Raw genomic sequence first — 13,355 nt, 5'->3', positions numbered from 1 at the left:
GATGGTGCCTACTCTTTGTCGTCGGTGGTCGGACCGGTGGACCCGAGCGGGCGCCGATCGCGGAAGTAGGGCACGATCCGGTTCTCGAACATCGCCAGCGCGGAACCGATCGCCATGTGCATGTCCAGGTACTGGTAGGTGCCGAGCCGTCCGCCGAAGAGCACGTTGCGCTCGGCGGTCTCCTGCCGGGCCAACATCCGGTACGTCCGCAGCGCGTCCCGGTCCCCGGCCGTGTTGATCGGGTAGTACGGCTCGTCCTGGTCGCCGGCGGAGCGCGAGTACTCCCGGACCAGCACCGTACGGTCGCCGCGGTACGACCGTTCCGGGTGCATGTGGCGGTACTCCACGTTCCGGGTGAACGGCACCGACTCCTCGGCGTAGTTGATCGTCGTGGTCCCCTGGTAGTCGCGGACCGGCGCCACTTCCCGCTCGAAGTCGAGCGTGCGCCAGCCGAGCCGACCCCCGCTGTAGCGGAAGTAGCGGTCCAGCGGACCGGTGTAGACGACCGGCGTCCCGTCCGGAATGGCGTCGGCCAGTTCGAAGAAGTCCGTGTTCAGGCGCAGGTCGATGCGCGGGTCGGCCGCCATCCGCGACAGCCAGGCGGTGTACCCGTCGACCGGAAGGCCTTCGTACGTGTCGTTGAAGTACCGGTTGTTGAAGTCGAACCGCACCGGCAGCCGGGCGATGACCGACCCGGGAAGTTCCTTCGGGTCTGTCTGCCACTGCTTGGCCGTGTATCCCCGGAAGAACGCGTCGTAGAGGGGCCTTCCCACCAGTGAGATGCCCTTTTCCTCGTGGCTCGGATCAGGGGGGAGTTGACCGATCTCGGCCGCCTGTTCGGCAATCAGTGCCCGTGCCTCGTCCGGGGTGAGGTAGCGGCCGAAGAATTGGCAGATCGTCGCGAGGTTGACCGGCAGGGGATACACCTGCCCCTGATAGAGGGTGAAAGCCTTGTGCCGGTATCCGGTGAACTCGGTGAAACGGTTGACGTAGGCCCAGATTCGCTCGTTCGAGGTGTGGAAGATATGGGGGCCATATCTGTGCACCTCGATTCCGGTGTCCGGGTCGACCTCCGAGTAGGCGTTGCCACCGTGATGGTCGCGCCGTTCCAGGACCAGCACCCGCTTGTCCAACTCGGCGGCGGTCCGCTCAGCGATCGTCAATCCGAACAGGCCGGATCCGACGACCACCAGGTCGTAGCCTTCGAATGTCATGTCACTGCCTCTCCGAGTAGCCAGGCCGCCGACCGGCGCTCGTCGCTGAGGCGCTGCTTCCATTCGGCCACTGCCTGCGGCTCCTTCTCGGCGAAGAGGGCGACGTAGGAAAGAGCCGTGATGATTTTGTGCAGGTGCAGCCCGGCTTCGACGTCACGTGGCGGGGTCGGGTGGGTCCGGTGCGCCGCATAGGCGGTGTGGAACGCCGCCCGTTCGGTGTCGTCCGCGAAGCACCACCAGTCGAGCTTCACGAAGTCCTCCACCGGGTCACCGGGCCGGGCGAAGTCCATGTCCAGCAGCCATACGTCGCCGGATCTGTCGACCAGCACGTTGGGTAGGTGCACATCGAGGTGGGTCAGCCGCGGAGACATCGACGGCAGCACCTCGGTGACCAGTTCCAGCAGTTTGGCGACGAGCCGATCAAGATCGCTGGGGGTAAATATCTCCAACCTGGCTGCCCGGGCGGCGTAGCGGCGGATCTTGACTGCGACCGTGTCGTGGATGCTGGTCGGCCCCTCCACGGTGTAGGGGATGTCGTGCAGCCGGGCCAGCACCGCGCCCAGCCGTTCGAGCACCCGCCGCCGCTCCCGCCCGTCCCGGGCGGCGAAGTGGTCCTCGGCATCGGTGCCGTCGATCCACTCCTGGACGAGGAAGGCGTGCCCGTCACCGTCCGATCCCGAACCCAGCAGGCGCGGCACCGGCACGCCGTGCGCCAACGCGGTCTCGGTGGCCCTGCGGGCTCCCAGGAAGTCGTCCGCTGCCCGGGAGTCTTCGTTGATCTTGACCAGGTAGTCGCCGTCGGTGGTGTGTACCCGCCATCCGGTGCTGAAGATGCCCTTCGTGACCGGTGTCGCCCCCAGCGGGGCCGCCTGCGGCACCACCGAGGTCAGGATGTCGATGGCCGCGTCAGCTTGCATCGGAGCCTCCGGGGGAGTGGACGCCGTCGTACAGGTCGGTCAGCTCGGTCAGGCAGCGGTGCGCCAGCGCGGCCGAGGCGGCGCCCGGCCTGCTGCTCGCGCTCATCAGGCGGCTGAACAGGTGCAGCCGCAGGTAGAGGTCGACGGTGGGCGACCGTGGGTCGAGGCCGACCCATTCCGCCCACCGCGCCGGCGGCAGGCGCCACTCCCAGGCCAGCCTGACCAGATCCAGGTCGGGGTCGCCGAAGGTCGCCAGCTCCCAGTCGACGAGAACCGGGCCGTGTTCGGTCAGGATGACGTTGCCGGGGTTCGGGTCGCTGTGCAGCAGGTGGGGGCGGGTGTCTTCGAGCACGTCGAGCGCGTGGTGCAGGGTCCGGCACTGCCGCGCCTGCGCGGTGAGACCCAACGTCGCCAGTGTCTCGGCGTACGAGTCGAGCCGGCCCGCCAGGAACCCGGCCCAGCTCGGTTGGTCGGGCGCGTGCAGCCGACCGAAGGCGGGTCCGGTGATCGTGTGCGCGGCCCGCAACGCGGCGACCGACGCCCGCACGTCGAGGGCGCTGGCGGGGTTCGGTGCGCTGCCCCGCACGTACCGGATGAGGGCCGCGCTGTGCCGCCCGAACGTCGCGCTGCCGATGACCGCGGGTACCGGCGCGCGTCCGCGCAGCGACTCGAGCGCCGTCACCTCGGTGTCGCGGCGCCAGGCAGCGGTGTAGAGCTTGAGCACGGCGAGGGGGCGCACCACCAGCACCCGGTTGGTCTCCCGCTCGGTCACGACCGCCGCTCCGGTCCGGCGGCCGGTGCCCCACATCCTGGCGACCCTGCCGGCGACCGGGCGGGGTGGCGGTGCGCGGCGACAGTGGCCGGCAGCTTCAATTTCCGTGGCATTGCCCCGCCCGTACTAATTGGTTTGCTGGTGTCTCTCAAGTGTTTTGTCGAGCAAGGACGGACGGCATTTCTCGAACGTCGCGCCCGCCTTCGACCGGACACTGGCCAACGGTCTCGGGGCCTGCATAGTACCGACCGTGATGGTGATCCACAAGCATGCCCGTATCCCATTTGCGTCAGAGGGTCGCCACCCTCCGTGTTGCTCGGTCGCAATTCGACATGGACTGCGGCGGTTCCCCGCGCCGGACAATTACCGACCGTCCGCAGGGCGTTTACGCGCTGATGCTGCCGAGGTGTCCCGGTCCTGCTTGAGGTCGAACTGTCGGTGCGTTCGCCGTCACCGTTCGAATTGCTGTCGGCGGCGTCTGGAAGGCGTCTGCCTGCGGTTGTAGCATGGCCGTCACGGGTATTTCGTGACGGACGGGTAATGGTGGCGGGCGGCTAAATCGTCGGGTAGGTGCGACTGTGTGTTGTCGCAGGCGCATGGGCGATCAGCGCCAGCGCAACCATTCTGACTGTGGCGACTTGGCGCGAGGGACGAATGAAGAGACGACCGGATAGCGACTCCACCGCGCAGCCCGCCCAGGCGGGGGAGGCAGCGGCTCCGGAGGTCGACGTGGCCGACGTGCGCTCGTTGCGGGTCGGCTTCTCCCCGAGACTGGACGGGATCAGCGCGAGACACGTCACGACCCTCGTCGAGCTGACCGTCGAGCTGCCACCGATCGTCGTCCAGCGGTCCTCGTTGCGGGTGGTGGACGGCATGCACCGGCTACGGGCCGCGCGTGTGCGGGGTGACCGCCACGTGCCGGTCGTCTACTTCGACGGCTCCGACGCGGACGCCTTCGTGGCCGCGGTGCAGTTGAACCTCGAGGACGGCCTGCCGCTGAGCGCCCGGGACCGGCTGGCCGCTGCCAAGCGGATCCTCGCCTCGCACCCCCAGTGGTCCGACCGCCGGATAGCCGCGGTGTGTGGCGTCGCCGCCAAGACCGTCGCCGGCCTGCGGCGGCGATCCCTGGACACGGGCCACCACCAGGACGTCCGGATCGGCCGGGACGGGCGCCGGCACCCGGTCTCGACGGAAGAGGGCCGGCGGTTGGCCGAGGCGATCGTGCGTCGCGAGCCCGATGCCAGCCTGCGCGAGGTGGCGCGCCGGTCAGGCATCTCGGTCGGGACGGCTTTCGACGTCCGCCGCAAGGCGCTCGGCGGCGGCGCCTGTGTCCCGGCCGGGCAGAAGGCCCCGGCGCCGTCGCTCGCCGAGTTGGCAGCCGTCTCGTCCCCCGACGGGCTGCCGGTGACGGATCAGGATCTCGCCGCCAGCATCCGGCTACAGCTGGAGCGGCTCCGCCAGGATCCCGCGCTGCGCTACACGGACCACGGCAAGGCCCTGCTCCGGCTGCTCACCGGGACGCTCGCCTTCATCTCGCAGTCGTCGAACACCGCTGGCAACGTTCCCGCGCATTGCCACGAGTCGCTTCGGGCTGTCGCCCAGGCCTGCGCGGGGGGCTGGTACCAATTCAGCCAGATGCTGCCCGAGGAGCGCAGACGGCACCGGACGGTCGGGCGTTGAGCCTCGCCGCCAGGGGCAGCTCAGCCCGGTCCTGACATGCGGATCCACACCCTGCTGGACACCGCCGCGCGTCGGCATCCCCAGCGCACCGCGGTCGTCGACCGGAGTCACCGGTGGAGCTATCAGGAACTCCGGCAGCGAAGCGTCAACCTGGCCGGTCGGTTCCGCGCACTGGGCCTGCTGCCGGGGGACCGGATCGCCGTGCGGTCCGGCGGCGCCGGCTTCGCCGCGATCCTGTTCGCGGCGTCGTACGCGGACCTGACGCTGGCGCCGCTGTCGGCCACGATGCGTCCGTTCCAGCTTCGGGCGGTACTCGCCGACATCGAACCAGCCCTCGTGGTGGGGATCGATCCCGCAGCGGTCGAGGTGCCCGCCCGCGCCTGGTCGTCGACACAGTTCGGGGAGATCCTGGAGACGCTCGACGCGCCGGTCGGGGACGCGGTCCAGCCCGATGCCAGCCGTGCCGACGGTGGCCCGGAGGCGCCCGCCCTCCTGATGTACACGTCGGGCAGCAGCGCGCGGCCCAAGGGGGTGGTCTGTCCGCACGACAGCGTCCTCTTCGCGACCCGGGCGATCGGACAGGTCCTCGGCTACCGGCCGGACGACGTCGTGCTCTCCTGCGTGCCGCCCTCGTTCGACTACGGGCTCTACCAGCTCCTGCTCGCCACGGCTGCGGGCTCGCGGTGGGAGGCGCTCGAGGCAGGGGAGGGGATCGCCCTCCTCGAACGGATCACCAGCGCGGGGGCCACCGTCGTGCCCGTCGTGCCGGAGATCGCCACCGCGCTGCTCCGGCTGGCGGCCAGGACGGCGCTCCCGGTGCCGCAGCCGGTCCGGATGTTCACGAACACCGGCGCCCGGATGTCGCCACGGCTCGCAGACGGGCTGCGGGACGCGTTCCCGGGCGCGGCCGTGGTGCAGATGTACGGCCTGACCGAATGCAAGCGAGCCACGATCCTGGAGCCAGACGGCGACCTGGCACGCCCAGGGTCCGTCGGGCGCGCGATCCCGGGCACCGTCGTACGCGTCGTCGACCGTCAGGGTCGACCGCTACCCGCCGGCGACGTCGGCGAGGTCGTCGTCGAGGGCGCGAACGTCATGGCCGGATACTGGCGCGACCGGCAGCTGAGCGCCGCCACCTTCCGGGCGACCGCGGCTGGCCGGCGGCTGCACACGGGCGACCGCGGCCACCTGGACGTCGACGGCCACCTGTATCTGCACGGTCGCGGCGACGACGTCTTCAAGCACCGGGGCGTGCGGTCGAGCACCGCCGAGATCGAAGCGGCGGCCATGGACATCGACGGCGTCGACGGGGCCGCCGCCGTCGCGCCGGACGAGGCGAACCCGCTCACCGTCGTGGTGGCCACCGTCCTGCCGGAGAACGACGTGCTGGCGGAGCTGGCGCGCCGCCTCGAACCGGCCAAGACGCCGGAGCGTTGCGTCGCGGTCCACGCGCTGCCGCTCACCCCGCACGGGAAGGTGGACCGTCAACAGATCCGGGCGATCGCGCGTTCGCACCCACCGCCGACCCCCGTTCAAGTGCGGATTCCTTGACGGTGTCCGGGGAGTTGCTAATCTGCCGATCTTGAATCTGGCCTCCGGTAGGTGACCACTGCTGCTGGGATGAGGACCGTATGTCGTCGCGACCCACCCGCCTTGAGGCGGTCGATCTCGACACCGCTGTCCATCCCCTGCTGCCGGGCCAGCTCGCGCACCACCGCGCCCTGTCGGGGACGGCGGAGCAGGGCGTGGCAGTCTGGATGTCCTACCAGGTCACCGGCCCGCTGGACGTCGCCGCATTCGTCGGCGCGGTGCGCTCGACGGTCGCCCGGCACGCGGCGCTGCGGATCGGTGTCACGACGCTCGACGGTGAACCTGTCCAGTGGGTGCGGCCGATGCCCGACGATCGCCGGCTCGTGGCGATGACCCAGGTCACGGCGAACGACACCGAGCAGTTCACCCGCTACGTGCGCTCCGTCCTCGCGGCGGACATCCGGCGCCCCTTCGACCTCGCGGTCGAGTACCCGTTCGTGCTGCGGTTGCTGCGGTTCACTCCGACTCTGCACGCCGTGCTCGGGGTGTTCTCCAACTACGCCGTCGACGCCACCGCCCGGATGATCGTCGTACGCGACCTGTGGGGGGCCTACTTCGGCGGCGGGACCGACGCCGACCCCGTGGACGCCGACTACCTCGCCGCGGTGACCGGCCAGGCCGCCGCCGCCGACTCGGCGCGCGCCCAGGCGGTGTCCGCGTACTGGCGGCAGCGTGGCCCCTGGCTGCCGCCCCGGTGCCAGTTCCTTCCGGGGCTCGGCGGGCCGTCCGCGAGCGTCGCCCACACCGAGCTGCTGACCCTGGTCGAGGACGAGTGGAAGGACGTGCGCGAGCGCTGGCAGGCCGCCGGCTTCAGCACCGTCCAGTGGCTCCTCACGTTGTTCGCGGCCGCCGTGTTCCAGCTGACGCCGCAGGACCGCCTCGTCGTCTCGATGAAGCTGAACGGCAGGCGTCACGCCGACCAGGGCGTCGTCGGCATGTTCGACGTCGTCGTGCCGGTCGTGCTGGACCGGCCGGACCGGCCCGCCGACCTGCTGGTGCAGGTGCGGCGGGAGCTGTTGTCGGCGACCTCGCGCCGCACCGTCACGCGGCAGGCGTTGGACGACATGTGGGCGACGGCGGTCCGACGCCTGGGCCGTCCGGTCCACGACACCCTGTCGATGACGTACCTGGAGGACACCGCCGACCGCGACGACGCCGACGGCGGCGCGATCGCCATCGAGCGCGGCGCGTACACCCCGACGTTGGTCAGGACCGCCGACGGCCTGCGGATCGCCGCGAACGAGCGGCCCAACGGGCTGGGCGTCCGGCTGACCGTCGACGGCGAGACCATGTCGCAGGCCACCTTCACCAGGTTCGTCGCCGCCTTCCGCGCACTGCTGGCCGGAGACGACCCGGCCAGCGCCGCGCCGGCGACGGAGAGCGGCCCCGGGCTCACGCCACTTCGCGCACCCGACGGTGCGGTCGTGCTGGTCGTCGACCTGGCCGAGGTGACCTCGGTCCTCGACTCGCACCCCGCGGTCGCCTCCGCCAGGATCTCGGTGGAGGTCGCCGAGGACGGCGGATCGCGACTCGCCGCCGAGGTGACGCCCGCCGACGCCGGAGTCACGGCGGACGATCTCGCCAGCCACGTCCGTTCCCACGTCGCCGGCCGGCCGTTCCTGGCGGTCCCGGTGCGCATCGCGGTGGTGTCCGGCACCCCCGACGACGAACGGTCCGAGGAGCTATTCATGGATGGAGTTGGTTGAGCGTGGAGAGTGTCCACGTCGACACGGTGATCGACGAGGAAACCCTTGACGCGGTGGCGAAGCGGGTGCTCACCGTGCCGCCGGTCGGCGACGCGCCGCGCTACACCGGTGCGATGCAGTTGGCCGAGCTGGAGATCGACAGCCTCGTCGTCGCGGAACTCATCGTCGAGTTCGAGCAGGAGCTGGGTGTACTGCTGGACGTCGTCGCCGTCGACCGGATGGAGACGCTCGCGGACCTCTGCCGGGCGCTGCAACCGGCAGCAGGCTGAGCCATGCCCGTGACTATCCATGCCGATCCGCTGGCGCAGCGGATCGTCCGGCTGCGAGAGGCGGTCGCGGCGACCGGCCTGCGCCACCTCGCGGTCGAGGTGGCCTCCGGGCCGGATCTCGTGGTCGCACTGCGTGCGCTCCGCCCGCTCGACGCGTCCGTGGTCGTGGTGGGTCCGACCGTCCCCGCGTCGGCGCTGGCGGAGCTGCGCCCGCAGGCCGTGCTGAACGTCGCGAGCGGGCGGATCCAGCCCACCGATGAGGGCAGCCGGCCCTCCGGCGCAGGGCAGGGCGGGCTGTGGATCTTCTCGTCGGGCACCACGGGTACCCCGACCCCGACCTACTGGCCCTGGCCGGAGCTGACCCGCGGCGCCGACTGGGACACCGCGCACCGTGACGAGAGGTGGGGGATCGGCTACGCACCCTTCACCTACGCCGGGGTGGAGGCCGTGAGCCAGGCGTTGGGCCGGGCTGCCAGCATCGACTTCCTCACCCCGACCGACCTGGCCGTCGGGACGGGCGCACGCTACGACGTCGTCGCCGGCACCCCGTCGTTCTGGCGGATGGCGGCGCTGCACCGGGGGACCGACGAGGCCCGACCGCAGGTGCACACCGTCTCGATGGGCGGCGAGCCGGTGGACGCGCAGCTGCTACGGCTGATCGAGTCGGCGTTCGCGCCGCAACGCGTCCTGCAGTTCTACGCCAGCACCGAGCTGGGCCGGATCGCCACCGTCTCCGACGGGCTGCCGGGCCTGCCGCTCTCCGTCCTCGACGGGTACGGGCCGACCGGGAAGGCGCTGACGGTGCGTGACGGCGAGCTGCTCCTGTCCCCGGCGCCCGGCGCACCGTACCTGCCGACGGGGGACGAGGCGGCGATCCACGGTGGGCGCCTGCACATCCTCGGGCGACGCGGCGAGGTCATCAACGTGGGTGGGGTGAAGGTCGTGCCCGGCCACGTGGCCCGGCTGCTGCGGGAACTCCCGGACGTCGTCGCGGTCCGCGTCTACCCGGTGCGCAGCAGCGTGCTCGGCGCCGTCGTCGGCGCCGACGTCGTCACGCCGCCGGGCGCCGACCGTGACCTGGTCGTGCAGCGGGTCAAGGCCCATGCCCGCCGCGTACTGGCCCCGGCGGAACAACCGCGTCGCGTCACCGTCGTCGACCAGCTTCCGACGGCACCGTCCGGAAAGGCGGCCCGCGGTGAGTGAGGCGCTCGGGACGGTGTTCGTCACCGGCGGTACCCGGGGTATCGGGCTGGCTGTCACCCGGCAGCTGCTGACCGTCGGTTACCGGGTGGTCGCCGTGGCACGGACCGCTCCCAGCGAGTTCGCGGCCCTGCGGGAGTCCGTCGGTGACCCGCTGACGTTCCTCGCCGCCGACCTCACCAGCGGCGACGATCGGCTCGCGGTGGCCAACCGGCTCCGGGAGTGCGCCGATCTCCACGGTCTCGTCAACAACGCGGGGGTGGCGAGCGCGGCTCTGCACGTGGCCGCCGCACGGTCGGACATGACCCGGATGTGGCAGCTCAACGTCGAGGTCCCGATGTCCCTGTCCCAGGCGGCGGTCAAGGCGATGTACCGCCGTGGCGGACGCATCGTCAACATCACCTCGATCGCGGCCCATCGGACCTTCCGTGGGCTCGGCGCGTACACCGCGACCAAGTGCGCTCTGGAAGGGTTCTCGAGGGTGCTCGCCGCCGAGGTCGGCAGCCGGGGCATCACGGTCAACTGCGTCGCACCGGGCTTCATCGACACCGCCATGACCGCATCGATCGAGGACGGCCTCCGCGCCGCGATCAATCGACGGAACATGCTCAACCGGGCCGCCACCGTCGCCGACGTGGCGCGGTCGGTCGAGTTCCTGCTCTCACCCGCCGCGGAGGCCATCACCGCGCAGGTGCTCCGGGTCGACTCGGGCAGCGGCGGATGAGCACGCTGGACAAGACCGGGCAGGCGGAACAGGCCCCCCGGCCGCCGGAGGCGACGAGCCTACCGACGGAGTTCACCGACCGACGGCAGCGCTTCCGGCGCGAGGCGTTGCGTCACCACGGCGTCAACCGGGATGCCGGCGACGCGGTGGAGCTCGGCTGGCGGGCGCTACCCGGCCTGGCCGCGTTGCGCGGCCTGCGGTGGCGCAACGTGCGGGCCGCGCTGCGGGTCTCACGCACCCGGGTTCCGGTCGTGCTCCAGTCGCAGATGAGCGAGTGTGGGGCCGCCGCGCTGGCGATGGTCCTCGCCTACTTCGGTCAACCGGTCCCCCTCGACGAGTTGCGCACCGAGACCAACACGGGCCGGGACGGGGTCGCGGCCCGCGCGATGCTCGCTGCCGCGCGGCGGCGCGGCCTGGTCGCGCGTGGGGTCCGGGTCTCCATCGAAGGGCTGCGCAACCTCCCCCCGGCGACCATCCTCTTCTGGAACTTCATCCACTTCGTCGTGTTGGAGCGGGTGACCGACACCCACCTGTACATCGTCGATCCGGCCTTCGGCCGGCGTAAGGTCAGCCTGGCCGAGGCCGGCAAGGCGTTCACCGGTGTGGCGCTGGAGTTCCATCCACCGGTCGGCGCCACGACGTCGCGGCGAGGGGCCGACGCCCGGAACCTCGGCGCGAGCCGCCTGCCGTACCTGTCGAAGTTCTTCCCGCGTACGGCCGCCTGGGTTCCTCTCGCGCTGACCTCGGTCGCGCTGACCCTGTGCGGCCTGGCGGTGCCGGCCGCCTCCACCTACGTCGTGCACCGGGCGGGCCAGCCCGGCGAACCGGTCAGCGCCTGGCTGCTGTTCGGGGCGGCGGTCGTGCTGTTCGCGATGTACTTCTGGATGCAGACCGTCCGTCGGCTGGCCCTGCTGTCCGTGCAGACCCTCGCCGACAAGTCGGTGACCCTCGGAGCGGTCCACCACCTCGTCGCCCTGCCGTTCGACTACTTCGCCCAGCGCCACACCGGCGACCTCTCCATGCGGGTCCGCACCAGCAACGCGGTCCGTCAGATCCTGACGGGATCCGCGCTGTCGGCCGTGCTCGACGGGGTGCTGGTGCTCGTGTACGGCGGGCTCATCGTCGTCGCGGACCGGCGTCTCGGCGCACTGGTGCTCACCCTCGCCGTCGCCCAGCTCGCTCTGCTCGCGTTCAGCTGGCGCAAGCAGGAATACCTGACCGCGGCGTTGTTGGAGGCGCAGGCGAAGAGCCACACGGAGCTGTTCCAGTTGCTGGACAGCGTGCCGACGCTGAAGGCCTCCGGGCTGGAGGGCGCCGCGGCGGAGACCTGGAGCCACACGTTCGTCGCCGAGGTGAACGCCAGGACCCGCAGCCGGCGGTTCCTCGGCGTGTGCGAGGCCGTCAGCACCGCGATCCAGTTCCTCGCTCCGCTCGCCGTGCTCGCCGCCGGTCTGGTCCTGCTCGGTCGCGGCGAGATCTCCCTGTCCCGGGTGGTGGGCTTCTCCGCCCTGGCCATGGGAATGTTCGTACCGCTGGCGAGTCTGGTGCAGACCGGGCTGGAGGTCGCCGGCCTGAGGGCCACGTTGACCCGGCTCGCCGACATCCTGGACGCGCGACCGGAGGCCGGCCCGGACGCGGTGGTGCCGTCCCGCGTCACCGGCGCCATCACGCTCGACGACGTGCGGTTCGCCTATCCGGGCGCGCGGACGCCGGCGCTCGTGGACGTCAACGCACAGATCGAGCCCGGGCAGTTCACTCTCATCCTCGGTGAGTCCGGCTCCGGCAAGTCGACGCTCGCCATGCTGCTGGCGGGGCTCTACCTGCCCAGCGCCGGCACGGTGTCCCTCGACGGCACGCCGACGGATCAGCTGGACCGGCCGGCCGCGCGGCGGTCGATGGCGTACGTCCGGCAGGACGCCCGGCTGTTCGGCGGGACCATCCGGGAGAACATCGCGCTCGGCCGGCCGGAGTGCTCCCTGGAGGACGTCATCGCCGCTGCCCGGCTGGCCGAGGTCCACGACGACATCGACGCGATGCCGATGCGGTACGAGACGCTGCTCGGCAGCTCCGGGGCGGGCCTGTCCGGTGGGCAGATCCAACGCATCTCCCTGGCGCGGGCCCTGCTGCGGAACTCCGAGCTGCTGATCCTCGACGAGGCGACCAGCGCCCTCGACCGGCTCACGGAGGACCGCATCATGGCCAACCTGCGCCGGACCGGGCGCTCGCTGGTGGTCGTCGCCCACCGCCTCTCCCATCCCGAGGCCGCCGACCAGATCCTCGTCATGAGCGACGGCAGGCTCGTCCAGCGTGGCCGCCACGAGGACCTGATGGCCGAGGACGGTCTGTACCGGCGCCTCGTGGGAGGTGCCTCGTGACAGCCGAGCGTTGGCTCGACCGGCAGGCGCTCGACGCCCTGCTGCCGCTGATCCTGCAGGTGCCGCACTCGCATCGGCGCTTCGAGATGGACGCTGCCACGGCCGCCGCCGAGTACCAGATCGACGGGCCGGGCCTCGACGTCCTCGTCGCCGCCGGTCTGCCCTCGGCGGCCGGCGCGGACGGCCTCCTGTTCGACGCCACCGACCTGCGCAACGTCTCGGTGCACCTGGACCCGCGCTCGCGCGGGCGCAAGGTCCTCTCCTGGTGGATCCGCGAGCTGGGGCGCCCCACCGCCCACGCCCGCTACCGGATGGACTACGTGGCGCAGTGCCCGGAGCCCGGGCACGACGAGCCGTGCCGGTGGCGCCTCGCGGTGCCGGACGACGCCTGGCACGGGACGACGTCGGCACAGGACCGGGGCGGCGTGCTGCACTCGGTGACGTTCGACCGGCCGCGGACCTGGCCGGAACTGCCGACCGCGGTGCTCGACCTGCTGGCGGAGACCCGGCACATCCGGTTCCTCTGGCTGCCGGAGACGTTGCGCGCCGACAGCGCCTTCGTCCGTGACACCGGGATCGGCGACTGCGTCGGCGTGGCCCACCTGCTGGTCGAGGAGGCCCGCAGGCGGGGACTGACCGCCCGGTTCTCCTTCGGCAGGTCGCTGACCCCACCGATCTCCGCATCGCACTCGTGGGCGGAGTTCCAGGTCGACGGGGTCTGGGTCCCGGTCGACCCGGTGCTCCTGGACGCCCTGGGGCAGTGGGGCATGGCCGGGCCAGAGTGGCAGCGCGACCGCTCGCTCGGTGCCATTCTCGGCCGCGTCGGACCCAGCTGGCGCGACCTGGTGACGCATGCCGGTCAGCCGGTTTTCGCGAGATTCCCAACCTACCGCGACACGGGAGGGTGA

11 protein-coding genes are annotated in these 13,355 nt (G+C 71.4%); 8 read left to right on the top strand and 3 right to left on the bottom strand.

The genetic code is table 11. The annotated features are described in order from the left end of the window. Positions 1-8 precede the first annotated feature (8 nt). The 3 genes from glf to ABZ573_RS21930 are packed head-to-tail and all read right to left on the bottom strand — an operon-like array spanning position 9 to position 2,903. Entirely contained in the window at positions 9-1,214 is a 1,206-nt protein-coding gene (glf, locus tag ABZ573_RS21940; RefSeq protein ID WP_089000857.1) for a UDP-galactopyranose mutase, read from the bottom strand. After that, positions 1,211-2,131 carry an aminoglycoside phosphotransferase family protein gene (locus ABZ573_RS21935; protein ID WP_327027944.1) on the bottom strand — a complete coding sequence of 307 codons (921 nt, stop codon included), beginning with the start codon at positions 2,129-2,131 and terminating at the stop codon, positions 1,211-1,213. The genes glf and ABZ573_RS21935 overlap by 4 nt, the downstream gene beginning before the upstream one ends. Next, a complete protein-coding gene (locus ABZ573_RS21930; RefSeq protein ID WP_327027945.1) occupies positions 2,121-2,903 on the bottom strand; it encodes a phosphotransferase in 783 nt (260 codons plus the stop codon). The genes ABZ573_RS21935 and ABZ573_RS21930 overlap by 11 nt, the downstream gene beginning before the upstream one ends. 654 nt (positions 2,904-3,557) lie before the next feature. Here ABZ573_RS21930 and ABZ573_RS21925 point away from each other — a divergent pair. The 8 genes from ABZ573_RS21925 (at position 3,558) to ABZ573_RS21890 (ending at position 13,355) form a co-directional block, all read left to right on the top strand. Beyond that, the gene (locus ABZ573_RS21925; RefSeq protein WP_151452695.1) at positions 3,558-4,583 is read left to right on the top strand and encodes a ParB N-terminal domain-containing protein; all 1,026 of its coding nucleotides are present in this window, start codon (positions 3,558-3,560) and stop codon (positions 4,581-4,583) included. 36 nt (positions 4,584-4,619) lie between these two features. Continuing rightward, complete coding sequence (locus ABZ573_RS21920) at positions 4,620-6,134, top strand: class I adenylate-forming enzyme family protein (RefSeq protein WP_358120465.1); 1,515 nt, start codon at positions 4,620-4,622, stop codon at positions 6,132-6,134. An 80-nt stretch (positions 6,135-6,214) separates the two neighbouring features. Further along, positions 6,215-7,879: a condensation domain-containing protein gene (locus ABZ573_RS21915; RefSeq protein ID WP_358120462.1), complete on the top strand. Its 1,665-nt coding sequence runs from the start codon at positions 6,215-6,217 to the stop codon at positions 7,877-7,879. A 2-nt stretch (positions 7,880-7,881) separates the two neighbouring features. Then, positions 7,882-8,148, top strand: a complete 267-nt coding sequence (locus ABZ573_RS21910) for an acyl carrier protein (protein ID WP_089000851.1) — start codon at positions 7,882-7,884, stop codon at positions 8,146-8,148. Between the two features lie 3 nt (positions 8,149-8,151). Continuing rightward, on the top strand, positions 8,152-9,351 hold the full coding sequence (locus tag ABZ573_RS21905; RefSeq protein ID WP_358120459.1) for a class I adenylate-forming enzyme family protein: 1,200 nt from the start codon (positions 8,152-8,154) through the stop codon (positions 9,349-9,351). Then, positions 9,344-10,072, top strand: coding sequence for an SDR family oxidoreductase (locus ABZ573_RS21900; RefSeq protein ID WP_192581243.1), 729 nt, complete (start codon positions 9,344-9,346; stop codon positions 10,070-10,072). The genes ABZ573_RS21905 and ABZ573_RS21900 overlap by 8 nt, the downstream gene beginning before the upstream one ends. After that, positions 10,069-12,447, top strand: coding sequence for a peptidase domain-containing ABC transporter (locus ABZ573_RS21895; RefSeq protein ID WP_151452690.1), 2,379 nt, complete (start codon positions 10,069-10,071; stop codon positions 12,445-12,447). The genes ABZ573_RS21900 and ABZ573_RS21895 overlap by 4 nt, the downstream gene beginning before the upstream one ends. Further along, a complete protein-coding gene (locus tag ABZ573_RS21890; RefSeq protein ID WP_358120455.1) occupies positions 12,444-13,355 on the top strand; it encodes a transglutaminase domain-containing protein in 912 nt (303 codons plus the stop codon). Before ABZ573_RS21895 ends, ABZ573_RS21890 begins: the two co-directional genes overlap by 4 nt.

The sequence above is a fragment of the Micromonospora sp. NPDC007220 genome, from assembly GCF_040634035.1.
Classification (GTDB): Bacteria; Actinomycetota; Actinomycetes; order Mycobacteriales; family Micromonosporaceae; genus Micromonospora; species Micromonospora reichwaldensis.
The sequence above is the reverse complement of the archived record's forward strand: the minus strand, read 5'-3'. Positions and strand labels throughout refer to the sequence as shown.

Bases quoted from the DNA above. Each gene is read 5' to 3' on its own strand.
- glf (WP_089000857.1), bottom strand. From the start codon at position 1,214: ATGACATTCGAAGGCTACGACCTGGTGGTCGTCGGATCCGGCCTGTTC.
- ABZ573_RS21935 (WP_327027944.1), bottom strand. From the start codon at position 2,131: ATGCAAGCTGACGCGGCCATCGACATCCTGACCTCGGTGGTGCCGCAG.
- ABZ573_RS21925 (WP_151452695.1), top strand. From the start codon at position 3,558: ATGAAGAGACGACCGGATAGCGACTCCACCGCGCAGCCCGCCCAGGCG.
- ABZ573_RS21920 (WP_358120465.1), top strand. From the start codon at position 4,620: ATGCGGATCCACACCCTGCTGGACACCGCCGCGCGTCGGCATCCCCAG.
- ABZ573_RS21915 (WP_358120462.1), top strand. From the start codon at position 6,215: ATGTCGTCGCGACCCACCCGCCTTGAGGCGGTCGATCTCGACACCGCT.
- ABZ573_RS21905 (WP_358120459.1), top strand. From the start codon at position 8,152: ATGCCCGTGACTATCCATGCCGATCCGCTGGCGCAGCGGATCGTCCGG.
- ABZ573_RS21895 (WP_151452690.1), top strand. From the start codon at position 10,069: ATGAGCACGCTGGACAAGACCGGGCAGGCGGAACAGGCCCCCCGGCCG.